Source organism: Psychromicrobium lacuslunae (genome assembly GCF_000950575.1).
In the GTDB taxonomy this organism is placed as follows: domain Bacteria; phylum Actinomycetota; class Actinomycetes; order Actinomycetales; family Micrococcaceae; genus Renibacterium; species Renibacterium lacuslunae.
This window is the reverse complement of record NZ_CP011005.1, coordinates 2,175,650-2,189,841: the sequence shown is the minus strand read 5'-3', so window position 1 is coordinate 2,189,841 and position 14,192 is coordinate 2,175,650. Positions and strand designations below refer to the sequence as shown.

At 60.0% G+C, this 14,192-nt stretch carries 17 protein-coding genes; 7 read left to right on the top strand and 10 right to left on the bottom strand.

The genetic code is table 11. From position 1 onward, the window contains the following. Positions 1–87: 87 nt before the first annotated feature. Positions 88–1,536 (bottom strand): tryptophan-rich sensory protein, encoded by a 1,449-nt coding sequence (locus UM93_RS10275; RefSeq protein ID WP_045075416.1) that lies wholly within the window; start codon positions 1,534–1,536, stop codon positions 88–90. Between the two features lie 118 nt (positions 1,537–1,654). Here UM93_RS10275 and UM93_RS10270 point away from each other — a divergent pair, with 118 nt between their 5' ends. Together UM93_RS10270 and UM93_RS17690 are read left to right on the top strand one after the other, a co-directional pair. Further along, complete coding sequence (locus UM93_RS10270; protein WP_052663735.1) at positions 1,655–2,251, top strand: CPBP family glutamic-type intramembrane protease; 597 nt, start codon at positions 1,655–1,657, stop codon at positions 2,249–2,251. Positions 2,252–2,323: 72 nt separating this feature from the next. Continuing rightward, positions 2,324–2,497, top strand: coding sequence for a hypothetical protein (locus UM93_RS17690; protein ID WP_157874129.1), 174 nt, complete (start codon positions 2,324–2,326; stop codon positions 2,495–2,497). Here UM93_RS17690 and UM93_RS10265 read toward each other — a convergent pair. Beyond that, positions 2,490–3,068 carry a TetR/AcrR family transcriptional regulator gene (locus UM93_RS10265; protein ID WP_052663734.1) on the bottom strand — a complete coding sequence of 193 codons (579 nt, stop codon included), beginning with the start codon at positions 3,066–3,068 and terminating at the stop codon, positions 2,490–2,492. The two genes, UM93_RS17690 and UM93_RS10265, sit on opposite strands and share 8 nt — an antisense overlap. 71 nt (positions 3,069–3,139) lie before the next feature. Between UM93_RS10265 and UM93_RS10260 the strand changes: the two genes are divergently transcribed. After that, complete coding sequence (locus UM93_RS10260) at positions 3,140–4,306, top strand: MFS transporter (RefSeq protein WP_045077224.1); 1,167 nt, start codon at positions 3,140–3,142, stop codon at positions 4,304–4,306. A gap of 44 nt (positions 4,307–4,350) precedes the next feature. On the opposite strand, the gene UM93_RS10255 is transcribed toward UM93_RS10260, so the two are convergent. The 3 genes from UM93_RS10255 to UM93_RS10245 are packed head-to-tail and all read right to left on the bottom strand — an operon-like array spanning position 4,351 to position 6,160. Next, positions 4,351–4,632: a YciI family protein gene (locus tag UM93_RS10255; RefSeq protein WP_045077222.1), complete on the bottom strand. Its 282-nt coding sequence runs from the start codon at positions 4,630–4,632 to the stop codon at positions 4,351–4,353. A 40-nt stretch (positions 4,633–4,672) separates the two neighbouring features. Next, positions 4,673–5,734, bottom strand: coding sequence for a nucleoside hydrolase (locus tag UM93_RS10250; protein ID WP_045075414.1), 1,062 nt, complete (start codon positions 5,732–5,734; stop codon positions 4,673–4,675). Between the two features lie 27 nt (positions 5,735–5,761). Next, complete coding sequence (locus UM93_RS10245; protein ID WP_045075413.1) at positions 5,762–6,160, bottom strand: glyoxalase superfamily protein; 399 nt, start codon at positions 6,158–6,160, stop codon at positions 5,762–5,764. A 169-nt stretch (positions 6,161–6,329) separates the two neighbouring features. Between UM93_RS10245 and UM93_RS10240 the strand changes: the two genes are divergently transcribed. Beyond that, positions 6,330–7,229 (top strand): HpcH/HpaI aldolase/citrate lyase family protein, encoded by a 900-nt coding sequence (locus UM93_RS10240; protein WP_045075411.1) that lies wholly within the window; start codon positions 6,330–6,332, stop codon positions 7,227–7,229. After that, the gene (locus UM93_RS10235; RefSeq protein WP_045075410.1) at positions 7,229–8,161 is read left to right on the top strand and encodes a DUF2797 domain-containing protein; all 933 of its coding nucleotides are present in this window, start codon (positions 7,229–7,231) and stop codon (positions 8,159–8,161) included. Before UM93_RS10240 ends, UM93_RS10235 begins: the two co-directional genes overlap by 1 nt. Positions 8,162–8,207: 46 nt before the next feature. On the opposite strand, the gene UM93_RS10230 is transcribed toward UM93_RS10235, so the two are convergent. Beyond that, entirely contained in the window at positions 8,208–8,897 is a 690-nt protein-coding gene (locus tag UM93_RS10230; RefSeq protein WP_045075408.1) for a helix-turn-helix transcriptional regulator, read from the bottom strand. A 9-nt stretch (positions 8,898–8,906) separates the two neighbouring features. Beyond that, a complete protein-coding gene (locus UM93_RS10225; RefSeq protein WP_052663732.1) occupies positions 8,907–9,842 on the bottom strand; it encodes an alpha/beta hydrolase in 936 nt (311 codons plus the stop codon). A gap of 89 nt (positions 9,843–9,931) precedes the next feature. Between UM93_RS10225 and UM93_RS10220 the strand changes: the two genes are divergently transcribed. Next, on the top strand, positions 9,932–10,174 hold the full coding sequence (locus UM93_RS10220) for a DUF3188 domain-containing protein (protein WP_045075406.1): 243 nt from the start codon (positions 9,932–9,934) through the stop codon (positions 10,172–10,174). Positions 10,175–10,207: 33 nt separating this feature from the next. Here the strand turns inward: UM93_RS10220 and UM93_RS10215 are convergent, their stop codons facing one another. After that, positions 10,208–11,746, bottom strand: a complete 1,539-nt coding sequence (locus UM93_RS10215; protein ID WP_045075405.1) for an MFS transporter — start codon at positions 11,744–11,746, stop codon at positions 10,208–10,210. Positions 11,747–11,890: 144 nt separating this feature from the next. On the opposite strand from UM93_RS10215, the gene UM93_RS10210 reads away from it, so the two are divergent. Continuing rightward, positions 11,891–12,448, top strand: coding sequence for a TetR/AcrR family transcriptional regulator (locus tag UM93_RS10210; RefSeq protein WP_045075403.1), 558 nt, complete (start codon positions 11,891–11,893; stop codon positions 12,446–12,448). A gap of 33 nt (positions 12,449–12,481) precedes the next feature. Here the strand turns inward: UM93_RS10210 and UM93_RS10205 are convergent, their stop codons facing one another. Beyond that, complete coding sequence (locus tag UM93_RS10205; protein ID WP_045075402.1) at positions 12,482–13,252, bottom strand: SDR family oxidoreductase; 771 nt, start codon at positions 13,250–13,252, stop codon at positions 12,482–12,484. Between the two features lie 8 nt (positions 13,253–13,260). Then, on the bottom strand, positions 13,261–14,187 hold the full coding sequence (locus UM93_RS10200) for a DMT family transporter (RefSeq protein ID WP_162183381.1): 927 nt from the start codon (positions 14,185–14,187) through the stop codon (positions 13,261–13,263). Positions 14,188–14,192: the final 5 nt, after the last annotated feature.

Sequence of the window (14,192 nt, the reverse complement as noted above, 5' to 3'; positions counted from 1 at the left end):
ACCTGACATTTCGAAAAGCTGCACATCGCCTGGGTTTTAGCTGGATTTTACCGGTGCCCCTGTGGCTTTGGCAGCAACTGCGCTTGCTTAGCGGTTGAGCCGGGCGATCGTTGCACTGAGGACGGCGGCCCCGGAGGTCCAGATGGCATAGGGAGCTAAAGCGATGCCGCGTTGCGGCGCGGACTTCGTGGCCCGGATCACCAGATCCACAGTGCTCGCGGCCAGGGCTGCTGCCCCGACGGTCGCTAGCAGCGGTCGTCTAGAGCGAAAAAACAAGCCGCACCAGCTAGCATTCAGCACCAGGTTTAGCCCGAGCGCCGCCCTATACCTCTTTGCCTCATAATGCTGCTGGTTCTCCTCGGCATCGGCGATTACCAGGGAGGAAATGGCCGCGATATCAGCGTAGAGCGCTGTCCACACCAGTGGGAAAGCTAGGGGCGGAGGTTGCCACGTTGGTTTCTTCAGATTCCGGTACCAGGAGCTCTTCGGATCGGTGAGGATGGAGCCAGCCACAGCGCAGCCGAGCACCGCAACACTTGTGCCAAGGAATGTTTTTGGCCACCTCTTGGTGTCAACTTTTTGCGTTGCCTTGGCCACGGCATCGTTGAAGCTTTCAAGGCCCGCCGGAGGTTTCCCCAGGTAGCTTTCGATATCGCGCTCTTTGACGACTGTGTCGTGCAGCAGGCTGTTCACCAGCGGCTTGGCTAGAGAGCTTGGCACCGGGGTGACCAGGCCTATCCACTGCGAGCCGAGGTTCGGCGTCATCACCGGTGCGCTGAGTACGGTTCGAGGAACCAGCCCGACGGCTTTCGCATACCGTTTGATCAAATCGGCGTAGGGAACTGACTCTGGTCCGCCAATATCAAAAGACCGGCTCACCTCGGAGGGCAGGTCAGCTGCCCCGGCGAGGTAGTAAACGGCATCACGGACGCTAATCGGGGTAATCAGATTCTTTAGCCACCGAGGGCCGATCGCGGCGGGCAGTCGCTCGGCTAAATGCCGGAGCATTTTGAACGACGCCGAGCCAGTGCCAATCACCACGCCAGCTTGTAAGACCGCGGTAGGAACACCGGATGAAAGCAGGATCTTTCCTACTTCGACGCGCGAGGCGAGGTGCTCGGAGAGTTCCTCCCCTTCGGGATGCAAACCGCCGAGGTAGACGATGCGCTGAAGATTATTGCGTGAGGCGGCACGAGCGAACTTGGCTGCGATATCCGATTCGGCACGCCGAAAATCCTTCGCTGTTGCCATTGAATGAAGCAAATACCAAGCCACTTCGCTACCGCTCAGGCTGGCGTCCAAATCTTCCTCACGACGAGCGTCACCCTCGATGACCTCGACTTGCCCCGCCCCGGCCGGCTGTCCAGCCGGTGTAATGGCGGCACCCCAGGCCGTTTTCAGCGCCTTAGCTCGGCTGCGGCATAGCGCCCGCACCGCCCAGCCACGCTCAATAAGCTCGGAAATCAGCTGTGACCCGACAAAACCGGTGCCGCCGGTAACCGTTGCTCTTCTGACCTCGAACGATCCTGGGTTCATAAAAGCCTCCTGGTTAACTAGGCTCAATCATATGTCTCGAGTTCAGAACCGATAGGACGCAGTGAATAGCTCCCAGTCCGGCCGGGCCCCTCGCGAGTTGAGTCGACAGCTGATAACCGTGGGAATCCCCGCACTCGCAGTCGCCGTTCTGCTTTTTCTCTCCACTAAGACCTCTCGAGGTGGAGGCCTTTTTTATCTTTGCACCTTCTCTGCGGCTGCAGTGTATTTCGTGGCTTGGCTGCTTTGGGGGAACCGGGCGGCAATTCTGGGCCCTCGCCCGGTTCAAGCAATCGGCCGCGGGGCGCTCTGGGGACTTTCCTTGCTTGGCGTTTTTCTTCTCGGTGCGCTCGTCGTCAAGAGTGTGCCGGGGCTAGCGATTCCGGTCCAGGGTCTGCTGGACAATGCCCGCCAAGGCCCGTTGCTGCTGACCTTGCTGGTCGCGGTGCTAGCCGGTGTGGGGGAGGAGCTTTTCTTTCGCCAATTGATCCTTGACCAGGCCCTTTTCTCGGTCCGGCAAGCTGGCACGATTTCGATCGTGCTCTATTTATTGGTCACCGCCGCAATGGGGATCCCGTTGTTGGTCTTTGCCGCGTTGATCATCGGACTGGCCGCGCAGCGGGAGAAGCAGCGGACCGAGGGGTTGATCTCCTCCATCGTGTTGCACCTATGCTGGAGTTGCGGAATGGTACTGCTACTGCCGGCGGTCTTTGGCTGAGAGCCGATCCCGTTCCAGCAAACGAGAAAATGCCTCTATCCGGCCGCCGAATCAAGCTGCCATACTGTAGCCATGCCACTTGGAATGAAGCTTGAACTAACTTTCGACGCAAATGTTCTGAGCCTGGGGGAGTTGCGCGCCTTCCTAGCGCGTGCGGACGCTGCAGGAGCGCTTGATACTCAAGAAGTGCGGGTCGATTTTGACGAGAACGAAGAAGTCTCCGGCTTGTCGATGCTGATTAGCTAGCTGAGCCGACTTTGAGCAGGGTTTCAGCGGCGAAGAGCGCATCGCGCCCCGGCTGAGTCGTCGGCTCGATGGTCATCACCACACTTGCGCCCTCAATCAGCAGGATGAGCTGTCGGGCCAGTGTTTCAACTTGTGAGAAACCCGCCTCAGTCAGTCGGGTTTCGAGGAGGGCGCGGTAACGTCCTAAATGCTTTCGGGCGATGGCGGTCACCGCCGGTTCTGCGCGCGTGTCGGTAACCGTATTGATCACCGCGCAGCCCTGATATCCGGGGCTGGCGAACCATTCGATCAGCAGTCGAAAAACCGAAAGTACCCGCTCCGGCCCGGGGACGGCATCGGCGGTGTGGCTCTCCAGCCATTGGTGGATGTCTGCGCTGTGCTCGGCGAGCATAGCCGCCACCAGGGCTTCTTTAGTGGGAAAGTATCGGTAAAGGCTTTGCTTTGAAGCTTTTGCCTGCGCGGCAATGTCGTTCACGCCGACCGCGTTAACTCCGCGTTGGTAGAACAAGGAGCGCGCGGTGCTCAGAATCTTGGCCCGAGTCAGCCGTTGCCCGGAGCTGAGGCTTGGCATCTTTTCCTTCCGCTAAACAAAAGAGAAAACAGTTCTGTACTTAAATAGTACAGAACTGTACCGTGTTGTCTATGACCAGTTCGCTATCCTTGGCCAGTTCCGCGAAGCCGCCGGTGCGTCGACTGTGGTTCGCCGTTTTGGCTGGCTATCTAGCCCTTGGGGCCACGCTTCAACAGCTCCCGCTGTACCTATCTCAACGATTTGCCGCCGACGAATTCACCATCGGCCTCGCCGTTGGCTTGGCTTTTGCCGGTACCGCAGTGATCCGTCCCTTTGCCGGTTGGCTGGGCGATATTGGACGCGGTAAGGCAATGGTGGTGGCCGGTGCGCTGGCTACCTCGCTGGCAGCCTGGATACTTCTCTACGCCGGTAACATCCCGACGGTGATGTTTGCCAGGGTATTGATGGGCCTCGGCGAGGGGGCGCTGTTCTCAGCGGCCCTGGGCTGGCTGCTGAAGGATGTTGAACTCGCTCAGCCGGGGCGTACTATTGGCGGTTTCGGACTTTCGATGTGGGCCGGTCTGTCGCTGGGACCGCTGCTGGCCACCGCGCTGAACGCGATTGGCGGTGATGGTTGGGTCTGGGCAGCAGTGCTAATCCTGCCGCTGATTGCACTCCTTCTGGTGATCTCCGCGCCTGCTACCAGGCCGAGTTCCTCGACAAAACCGGCGTTCCGGTTTCTTAGTTTCCGTGCTTTGAAGTCCGGTTCGCTACTGGGGATGGGAGCTTTTGGCTACGGCACCATCTCAGCACTGCTAATTATTGCCCTGCATCTTCAGGGGCAGGGCGCCGAGAGCTATGGGCTGGCCGTCTTCTCGGCGGCATTTTTGCTCATCCGATTACTCGGCAGCTCGCTGGTGGACTATTTTGCGTCTCGCGTGATGCTGCCTGGCACTCTTGTCCTAGAGGGTTTAGGCCTGGTGCTTTTCGGATTGAGCGGCCAGCTCTGGCTTGCCCTGCTGGCGCTGATTTTGGCTGGAGCTGGTCTGGGTCTGGTCTACCCGGCAACCTCAAAGCTCACCATTAGCCAGGCCGGGCAGGAGGGCCGCGGCATGGCCATTGGCAGCATGACCTCGCTGTGGGATGTCGGAATCATGCTCGGCGGGCCGATTGCCGGTGCTATCGCCACCGCGCAGAGCGTCAGCACGGCATTCGTGGTAGCCGGTGCTGTCGGCTTATTAGCGGCGTTGTTGGCGGTTCCACTGAGTCGTCCGCTGCCGGTAACCGTAGCGAAATAGCGCCGGAAGCAAATCCGCCGGTGCCGGCTGCTAGGCTAGCGCCTTCAGTTCAGGCTAAGGCCAGTTTTGAACTTGCTTGGTTCGAACTCGGTGACCGAGTATTCAGCAATTCCCGCGGTCTGAAACGGGTCGGCCGCTAATCGACGGTCCAGTTCCTTCCGGTCAACTCCGGCAGCCAAAATGATGCCTCCGGTGCGCGGTATTTTGCGGCCCGAGGCCAAAAACACTCCGTCGGCAAAATTTTCCTCCAGCCACGCGGTGTGAGCCGGAATGGCTCGGTCCACCCGCTCCAACTCAACCAGATAGTTCAATGAAATAACGAACATCTTGCCCCCTTGAGAATTTGAGCTCATCTAACGGGATAAGTCATTCTGCCGAGGGGATATTCCGGGCAAAGCGGCCGATTCGCTCAATTAACTGCTCGAAGAAGGCCTCCGGATCGGTCGTCAACGCCACCCAGGCGTTGCTCGGCCGGGCCCAAAGACCATGCCAGTCGGCGATTGTCGCTCCGCGGCTCAGCGCGCCCGAAAGCTCGACGTCGACGGTGGCCGCCCGCAGGCTGGCAATCTCCGGGTTGAGGGCGACCGCGGCGGCGAAAGGGTCGTGCATGTGGCTGATGTAGCCCTGCTGGTGTTCCTGGTGGAACTCAAAGTAGAACCTGACCGCATCGATGAGCTGGCGAATCAGCGGATTCGAGGTAGCTGAGCGCAGCCCCTTGGTATCTGCGGGCGAGGGCGGCGTAATCGGGCTACTGCCAGCGGCCTCGGCGAGGGCAACTAGGTGCTGCGGTGTCATTACGATGCTTTCGGTCACATCGAGTGGACAGATGATTGGCTGCTGTTGGGCCGGGAGACCAGAAAAAGCGTCGAAAACCAGTTTCGCGGACTCCGGATCGACTGCAATGTTCCATTCACTACACGGGGTGGTATTGCCTGGATGATTGAAGGCGCCGCCCATCACGACGAGTCGCTTGAGCAGCGTCGGCAACTCAGGGGCCAGTTTAATCGCCAGGGCCAGATTGGTCAGCGGCCCGGTCACCAGCCCGACCACCTGGCCGGGCCGGTTTCGAACGGTATCGATCCAGAGCTGGGCGGCGTGCCGAGCCGAGAGCCGGGTACGCGGTGCGGGTAACTCGGCATAGCCAATTCCCTGAGGCCCGTGGGTTTCCTCGGTGGTCATCAGCGGGGCTAGCAGTGGCACCTCGGCGCCGAGGGCAACCTCGATGCCACTGCGTCCGCACAGTTCCAGCCAGGCCAGATTATTAATCCCAACCTGCCGGGCTGGTACATTGCCAGCCGTGCAACTAATACCGAGTATTTCGGCCTCATCGCTGGCCAACAGGTAAATCAACGCCAGGGAATCATCGATTCCGGTGTCCACATCCATCAACAACTGTGTCTTGGAGGTGGTGCGGCTGGAAGATGTCATGCTTCAGTTGTAGCAGTTGAACGCGGCTCAGGCCTCAGCCGGTGTCTGTTTCGCGGCGGCGTAGTCGGGAAGTTCCTGAAGCGCCCAAGTATTACCGTCGGGGTCGGCGAAGTAGATGAATCTGCCCCAGTCCATCTCCACGATCTCGCTGGTTTCCACGCCGCGACCGCGTAACTCTGCGAGCGTCTGATCGGCACTCTCAATCACCATCATGACGCCTTTTTGCTGGCCGGGCGCCATTTCAACCACTCCTTCGCCAAGCACTATTGAGCAGGCCGAACCTGGTGGGGTGAGCTGGACAAAACGAAGCGTCTCGCTGACCCTGTGGTCGTGATCTGCATTGAAGCCGACCTGGTCAACATAAAAAGCTTTGGCACGATCCACATCGGTGACCGGAATCGGAACGACTTCAATTTTCATCGTCATTGTCATCGGAATACTGCCTTTCTTCGATTGGTAAATCCAGCTTAAAACCGCTTCCGGCCAGTTTTTGACCTAATGGTGAAGGAATCGCAAAGAAGTTTTGGACCGGCCTGATCCGGGTCATCTTTGGCGCAAAATCGCGCCATAGAGATCAGCGCGTTACGGTAGATACATGCCTTCCGACGCCTATGGTGATACCGGTCTGTCCGGTCAAACTGCCCCACTGACCTCTCCGCTGCCTCGAATTCGCAATGTGCCCGCCGAGATTGCGCGCTCCTGGCTGCTGGTTCCGGCCACCCAGCCGGAGACCTTTGACGCCGCGCTCGCCTCGCGTGCCGATGCCGTGGTGCTGGATATTGAGGATGCGGTGGACCCCTCGCACAAATCATCGGCTCGCCAGGATGTAGCGCAGTGGCTGCGCGGCGGCGGCCGAGCCTGGGTGCGAATCAATGATGTGAGCAGCGAGTTCTGGGCCGACGATGTCGCCGAGCTGCGCAATATTCCGGGTCTGCTCGGAGTGATGCTGGCGAAGACGGAGAGCGCCGAACAGGTCAAGGAGACCTACCATCGGCTCGACGGTAAAACCCGGGTGCTTGCCCTGGTGGAATCGGCCATCGGCATTGAGGAAGCTAATAACATCGCCCGAGCGGAGGGGGCTTTCCGGCTGGCCTTTGGCTCCGGAGACTTCCGTCGTGACACCGGCATGTCAGCCGATCGAGAGGCAATGGCCTACCCGCGCGCCAAACTGGTGGTGGCTAGCCGGGTCGGAAATCTGCCCGGACCGATCGATGGGCCGACGGTCGGCACTAACCATCCGGTGCTGCGTGAGCAGTCAGCCATCACCGTCTCGATGGGAATGACCGGCAAGCTCTGCTTGCAGGCAGATCAGGCGACCGTGATCAATGAAGTTATTTCGCCGGCACCTTCGGATGTCGCCTGGGCCACCGACTTCATGGCCGATTTTGATGCCCGCGGTGGCGTGATCAGAGACGGCTCCGACTTGCCACGTTTGGGTCGCGCACAGAAGATCATGAAGCTCGCCGTCGCTTTTGGCGTGCAGCCCGCTAGCTAATGCTCGTTCGCGGTGTTGACTGGTCTAAGGGCCGGCCGAGTCTGCAGGGCTTCGAAGGGAATGTTGACTTAGCCCTCGGCCGTACGCTGGGTTTTCGAGTGCTGGACGGACGGCGTCATTGCCTGGGGTTCTCCCGACTCAGTCTGGCTCAAGCCGAGACTAAGCCGGGCTCGCCGACCGCCGCTGGGACGGCAACACCGCCGGCTACTTCGGTTGAGCAGGTGCCCTGTCCGCAGGCTGCACTGGCAGAGCGCGGCTATCAGTGTGGTGCTTGCTTTGCCCGGGACGATTTTCGGTTTATGCATGACTTTCATCGTTCAGGGGTGGCGCCGGAAGGTCTGCGGGCCTATCTAGCCCAGCCGCATTGGCTTTACGTTGCGAGCTTTGCCAATGGTGCTGCCAAGGTCGGTACCGCCTCGGACCTGCGCAAAACCGTCAGGCTCGCCGAGCAGGGCGCGGTGGCAGCGCAGTACGTCGCTCATGCCGTCGACGGCCGCATCGTACGGCTCCTGGAAGATGCGGTCAGCGAGGGAGCCGGGTTGCCGCAACTGGTTCGCTCCGCTAATAAACTTGGTTCTCTGACCGAACCGTGGCAACTTGAGACGGTGGCTCAGCACAATGCCGAACAAGCCGCCAGAGTTCGAGAGTTCTTAAGCGGAGCCGCGCTTGAAGGTTTCCAGATAGTTGAGCAGAGCTTCGCGCTGCCCGCGCAGACAGCAGGGTTCCTCAGCGCAAGTGCACCGCAAAGTTATCCGATCGCCCTAGATTCCGGCGATCACGGCCTACCCTTGAAGGCGCTGCTGGGCTCCTTTGCGTTGCTGGAGTTGGATGGCAGCAATTTCGTCGCTAACCTCGGGGAGCTGAAGGGCCGGGTGATCGAGCTAGGCGACTTCGAATCCGAACTTCCCGCGGTGCAAAGCTCGCTGTTCTAGCCGCATCGTCCTAGGGGCACTGTTCTGGGCATACTGTTCTGTCGTCTTACCGCAGTTCCATGCCTTCGGCGCTCAGCACCTCACGCAGATCACGATGCCGGACTTTCTCGTTGCCTAAGCTGGCTTTCAGTACCCGGTCCAAGCGGAAGCCTCGAATGGCCTGACGGCTGCGACAAAAAGCAATGAGATACCATTGTGAGCTTGCGATCAGCAGGCCAACTGGCTCGACGACGCGGCTGCTCACCCGTTGCTCGGCATCTCGATAGTCAAGTTCGACCGCGGTCAGGCTGCTGACCGATCGCTGGATCACCTCAAGCACGTCGTCAGCTGGTGTTGGTTCACTTGCCGCCTTGCTGACCACCCGCTGTTGCCAGCCATTGAGGGCGTCCAAGGTTTGACTAGTTAGCACGCCGCGAATCTTAGCGAGTGCACTGTGTGCCGCCTGAGCCAGTGGTGTGTGCGGATCAGCCCCCAAAACGCTGAGTAAGAGTGCGCTGGCTTCCTCAGCGCTCAGATTGATCGGTGCGAGGCTCATCGTGGGATCAACCGTCCAGCCACCGCCACGGCCTTCCTGCCAGCGCACCGGCAGACCGGAGGCGAGCAGACTTTGCAGATCACGCTGGATGGTGCGTTCGCTGACTTGATGCTGAGCAGCCAACCGACTCACCGTGAGCAGCCGTGGCGCGGCGGCGCGCAGTTCTTCGGCGATGGCGTAAAGCCGCTCCAAGCGGTTCATCTGGCTAATCTACCGCGCCTTGCCGCCGATGATTCCTCGTAAGAAGTCATATTCCCGTTCCCTTGCGGCGCGGGTCGTCGCGGTATCCAATAAGGTGAAAGCGTGAGCGGCGCCGGCCACGATGTCCAGTTCGATCGGTGCCTGTAACTGCCAGCGAGCTGCCAGGAACAGGCTGTCTTCTAGCAACGCGTCCCGGCTGCCGACCATGAACCGGGCCGGTGGCAGATCGTCGAGCGGTGCGTACAGTGGGGAAAGCCAAGGAGCGCGTAGATCAGGTACCTCATTTTCCGGGGCAACAGTCTCAATGAGCTGTTCGTATCGCGGATTGCTGAAACGGCGTCCCGGCGTCCCGGCAAAATCGTACAGTCCGTAAGTCAGCACAGCGCCAACGAGGGCAGGCAGTCCCGCTTTCTGCAGTCCGAGCAAGGTGCAGACGGCCAGATGGGCGCCGGCAGACTCGCCGCCAATCGCTACCGGCAGTGCTGTCGAACCCAACACTTCGCGACTCACCGCAAGGCAATCCGCTATTACTTCGCGGATGCTGTGTTCCGGCGCTAGTCGGTAGCCCACGCTAATGACGGTCAAGCCGGTGGCATTCGAGAGTTCAAGCAGCCGTTCGTCTTGGCTGCGGTGGGAACCCATCGACCAGCCGCCGCCATGGAAATGCAAATAACTGCCGAGCGGTTGCTGATGCTCAATCAACCGGACCGGCACGCCAGCGATCTGGCTCTCTTGGATATTTGGTTGGTCAAGGGGGCGGGAGCCGAGCGGCCCGGACTCGCGAAGTTGTCGCCAACCCTCGAAGTCCTCCCTGGCTGGATATGGCCGAGCCAAGGTCTCGGCGAGAGTAGCGTCCGCCGCGAGCGTCTCTTCCACGGTGTCTAGCCCGGAAGTTGAAATTTGCAGTTCTGAGGCAGTTAGCTCTGAGGAAGTTAAGGAAGTCATGTCCTCAGTCTCAGGGTGCCAAGCGACAGCCCTCTGTCACCGTTTCTGCAGAAGTTCCTCGGCTTATCAGCAGCAATTAGACTGGGGGAGTGCTCAATGAATTCTGGGAATCCTCAGGCCTCGCCTACCGAGTGATTGTTTTTTCCGCGATGGGTCTGCTCGCGGTCGGACTAATCATGACGATTATTGGGGCGAATGTCGGTAACTCAGGCCTGATGTGGGCGGGGATGCCTTTCCTCGGCTTGGGTGCTCTATTACACGTGATCGGAATCGGCGTGCGCGGACGCGAGGTGCGTCGCAGGCTCAGAGCAACCCAAGCCAAGAAAAGCTAAAAACCCAGCAACCAGCTAGCTGATTCAGTTAGTTCAGCTGGCTTTGGCCCGCCGTAGCGTGACGATCGAAAGCACAGCTGCGGCAAGCATCAGCACCACGCCAACCACTGCAATCACCGCAGCGCCCTGGTCGAATGCTGTCATCGCCGAATCGCGTAGCGCGGCAGCGGCGTCGTCGCCCAATTTACCGGCAACTTCGAGTGCCCCGCCCAGCGTTCCTTCGGCCTTATTGGCCGCTTCGGCGGCCAGACCCGAGGGTAACTGCAAATGCTCGCGATACACCCCGGCCAGAATTGAGCCGAGGATCGCGGTACCGAGCACCGAACCCAGTTCATAGGCGGTCTCCGAGATAGCCGAGGCTGCCCCAGCCTTATCGACCGGCGCCGAACTGAGAATCAGATCGTTGGAGATCGTCTCGGCAGCACCAATGCCGGCGCCCAGTACGGCGAAAGCAATCAGCAGTACCGCCACCGGCGGCGGGTTGAAAGCCGCAACCATGGCGTAGCCGACCGCGTTCAGCAGCAAGCCGCCGGTGACTAACCAGACCGGTTTCACCAGTCGAGCCAGCGGCACTACCAACAGGCCAGCGAGGATGGTTACCGCCAGCCCGGGCAGCAGGGCTAGACCAGCTTGTGGCGGGGTCAAGCCGGAAACCAGCTGCAAGTGCTGGGAAATGAAGAACAAGAAGCCGACCAGCGAGAACACGCTTAGCAGATTCGCTAGGACCGCGCCGCTGAACACTGGATTGCGGAACAGGGTTATCTCCAGCATCGGGTCTTCGCGACGCAGTTGTCGGCGCACGAAGAGCCAGCCGCTCAGCAGGCCGATCAAGGCGGGCAGTATCGATCCAAGCCCTAGACCCTCGGTGGCAAAAGTCTTAATACCGAAGACCAGCGGAACCATCGCGGTGAAAGACAGCACAATGCTGATCGGATCAATTCTGCCCGGCTTCGGATCCCGCGACTCTGGGATGAAGATCGGCCCGAACACGAGCAACGGAATCAGCACCGGGACGGCGAGCAGGAAGACCGAGCCCCACCAGAAATGCTCAAGCAGGAAGCCTCCGACAATCGGACCCAGGGCGGCACCGCCGGAGAAACCCGCTGCCCAGACCGCGATCGCGGTGCGGCGCTGCCGGGGGTCGAGGAAGATGTTCCGGATCAGCGAAAGGGTTGAAGGCATCAACATGGCACCGAAGAAACCGAGCAGAGCGCGCGCGGCAATCAGCCAGGCGGCGTTCGGAGCGAACGCGGCAAAGATCGAAACCAGGGTGAAGCCCGCCCCACCGATCAAGAGCAAGCGCCTGCGGCCGACGCGGTCGGCAAAAGAGCCCATCGATACCAGCAGGCCAGCTAAGACCAAGGGGTAGACGTCGACAATCCAGAGTAGTTCTGGCGCGGACGGCGAGAGGCTGGTTGAGATCTCAGGGATTGCGAAGGACAACACGGTGTTGTCGACGGCGACCAGTAGGACCGGAAGCATTAGCACCGCGAGTGCCAGCCAGTTGCGAGCTGTGGCACGGGGTGCTTGCGCCTGAGCGGGTAGCTGATGAGTGGATGCCGGGGTGGACATGGAAATGCTCCTGGTCGAAGTTGATATATTTACTGTACCGTCTGGACGGTATAGTAATCAAGATGGTGCCAAGGAGACTTAACTCTCATTCGACGTTGCTTGCTATGGCCCGGTATTGTGCTTTCGACAGGAGAGAAGGGAAGTATGCCCCGAACATCAACCGCCAAGGATCGAATCCTCAGGGCATTCGAGGCGCTGCTGCTGAGCGATGGCGAGCGTGCTGCGACGCTGGAAGCGGTAGCCGCCGAGGCGGGTGTGTCAAAGGGCGGATTGCTGTACCACTTCGGCAGCCGCGAGGCTCTTGGCGAGGGGTTAATAGAGCGTTTGGAAAGGCTGGCCGAAGCGGATTTATCGTTGATGGCTGAGGCTCCCGAGGGAGCGGCAAAATACTACATCCGCACCTCTGGTCAGACCGATTCCGAGTTGGATCGCACCATTGTCGCCGCGCTCAGGCTCGCTCAAGGACAAGAGGAGCGGGTGCGAACGGTATTTGCGGGGATCCAGCTCCGCTGGTTTGAGCTAATCAAACAGGAGGTAGCTGATCCGGCGATTGCTCAGACCATCATTCTGATTGGTGATGGCATGTACTACAACGCCTCGTTACATGGGCAGGGCCTGGGCATCGCTAACACCGCCTACCCGGAGGGGCTGGAATCTCTTCAGCGGGTGGTTGAAAGAATTAAGGGCCTGGCTGCGGGCTGAGCGAAGGCCCTGAGTATTAGCTGCCGTACTGCTTCAGAGCTCCGACGCCCTGGTTTCCTCCAGCCAATCAGTCAAGGTTGGTTCGAGTAGTGTGGTTTGGCTGTTGGCGAGCAGCGCTCCGGAGCCGAACGCTGGTAACCGCGGCGGGATCTCAATGACCTTCCGTCGGTCGCCACGGGCGGCGAGGAATCTTTTGGTCAGCTCGGGCAGACAAATTGGTTCCGGGCCAGCAATCGAAACGATGCCGGTAGTCGATGCCAGGGCAACCTCAGCGAGAGCTTTGCCGACTGTAGATACGGCTGCGGGTTGGATGAGCCAGTCCGCGACCTCGACCTGGTGATCGTGAAGTGCGGTGGCGGCTGGATTCATCACAAACTCAAACCACTGCGAAGAGCGGACAATCGCAGACTCTAACGGTGCGCTGCGCGCTAGGCGTTCCTGTTCGCGTTTTGCCTGGTAGTAGGCGAATTCATTGAACCCCGGATGGTCGATGCCTAGGATCGAAAGGATAGCGATACGTCCGACCCGATAATCGCAGGCCGCTTGGATGAGCCGCTCCGCCGCCCTCACCGTCGCGATCTCACGCGACAGGCTTCCCGCGGTGACGTTCGAGGTATCAATGAGGAGATCGCAACCAGTCAGTCGCTCTAGTCCCTCGCCACTGAGCAGATCCACGCCGTGTGCCCGGCTGAGAGGTACCACCTCTATCGGATGTGCTGTTAGCGCTGCGCATACCGCCCGGCCCGCCAGTCCGGTTGCCCCGGCTATCGGGACTCTTGTCTTGAGTCTGCCGCCCGGGCTCATGCTGTGCCTTACGTCTTTGGGTTGTGCGGGCGATCCCGTTGATTCGCTGGACCGAGTGTAACCGCTAAAGTCGCGGCAATAATCAGAGCGATTCCGAGGAGCTGCTCGGCGGTGGGTAGTTTGCCAGTCAGCAGAATGTCGGTGAGCACTGCGACCGCCGGATTGACGAAGGACAGGGCCGCCAGGGTGATCGTTGAGACCTTCCGTGCCGCGGCATAGAGAAACCAGTACAGAATGCCTGTGTGAATAATGCCCATCGCGGCGATCCACCACCAGCTCGTGCCGTTCCAATCGAGCATGCCGGCGAAAGGCAGCAGTACGAGCGCTCCGAGCGCGCACTGCATGAGCGTCATCACTTGAGGGTGGATACCTTCGGTGCGCTGAGCGAGCAAAGTCGCGACCGCGTACAGCAGGCCCGCACCGAGGCCAGCGAGCGGGCCAATCAAAGACGTGCTGTCAATGGCCAGCCCGTCGAAGCGGAGAAAGCGGGTGGTGAAAATTAGCCCGGTAAAGCCGATAAGTAACCAGCAGATCGAGAGTCTTGACGGTGCGCGTCGCGCGATTATGGAGCCGATCGCGACGAGAAAGAATGGCTCCATGTGATAACTCACCGTTGCGATGGTGATCGTGGTGGCGTCGAAGGCAGCGAATAATAAGATCCAGTTGGCTACCAGAGCGATGCCGCCGACGAGGGTAAGCGTAACCGCCCTGGCGGTGAAGCGGCTTGCCCGGAAAGCGCCGACGAGCAAAGACATTAAGATCAGTGAGCCAACCGCGAAAACGCATCGCCACGCCGCGATGGTAATTGGGTCCGTTTTTGCGCCCTGAGCAAAGAGGCCGATGGTGCCCCAGCCTGCCATAGCAATCGTCAGCAGCACCGTTGCGCGGCTAACGCCAGTCTTGGCGGGCGATTCTCTGACGAGTTGTCTACTCATTGGCA

Bases quoted from the DNA above. Each gene is read 5' to 3' on its own strand.
- UM93_RS10255 (WP_045077222.1), bottom strand. From the start codon at position 4,632: ATGTTCGTTATTTCATTGAACTATCTGGTTGAGTTGGAGCGGGTGGAC.
- UM93_RS10225 (WP_052663732.1), bottom strand. From the start codon at position 9,842: ATGACTTCCTTAACTTCCTCAGAGCTAACTGCCTCAGAACTGCAAATT.
- UM93_RS10250 (WP_045075414.1), bottom strand. From the start codon at position 5,734: ATGACATCTTCCAGCCGCACCACCTCCAAGACACAGTTGTTGATGGAT.
- UM93_RS10245 (WP_045075413.1), bottom strand. From the start codon at position 6,160: ATGACGATGAAAATTGAAGTCGTTCCGATTCCGGTCACCGATGTGGAT.
- UM93_RS17690 (WP_157874129.1), top strand. From the start codon at position 2,324: ATGCCACTTGGAATGAAGCTTGAACTAACTTTCGACGCAAATGTTCTG.
- UM93_RS10240 (WP_045075411.1), top strand. From the start codon at position 6,330: ATGCCTTCCGACGCCTATGGTGATACCGGTCTGTCCGGTCAAACTGCC.
- UM93_RS10265 (WP_052663734.1), bottom strand. From the start codon at position 3,068: ATGCCAAGCCTCAGCTCCGGGCAACGGCTGACTCGGGCCAAGATTCTG.
- UM93_RS10210 (WP_045075403.1), top strand. From the start codon at position 11,891: ATGCCCCGAACATCAACCGCCAAGGATCGAATCCTCAGGGCATTCGAG.
- UM93_RS10230 (WP_045075408.1), bottom strand. From the start codon at position 8,897: ATGAACCGCTTGGAGCGGCTTTACGCCATCGCCGAAGAACTGCGCGCC.
- UM93_RS10215 (WP_045075405.1), bottom strand. From the start codon at position 11,746: ATGTCCACCCCGGCATCCACTCATCAGCTACCCGCTCAGGCGCAAGCA.
- UM93_RS10205 (WP_045075402.1), bottom strand. From the start codon at position 13,252: ATGAGCCCGGGCGGCAGACTCAAGACAAGAGTCCCGATAGCCGGGGCA.
- UM93_RS10200 (WP_162183381.1), bottom strand. From the start codon at position 14,187: ATGAGTAGACAACTCGTCAGAGAATCGCCCGCCAAGACTGGCGTTAGC.
- UM93_RS10235 (WP_045075410.1), top strand. From the start codon at position 7,229: ATGCTCGTTCGCGGTGTTGACTGGTCTAAGGGCCGGCCGAGTCTGCAG.
- UM93_RS10275 (WP_045075416.1), bottom strand. From the start codon at position 1,536: ATGAACCCAGGATCGTTCGAGGTCAGAAGAGCAACGGTTACCGGCGGC.
- UM93_RS10260 (WP_045077224.1), top strand. From the start codon at position 3,140: ATGACCAGTTCGCTATCCTTGGCCAGTTCCGCGAAGCCGCCGGTGCGT.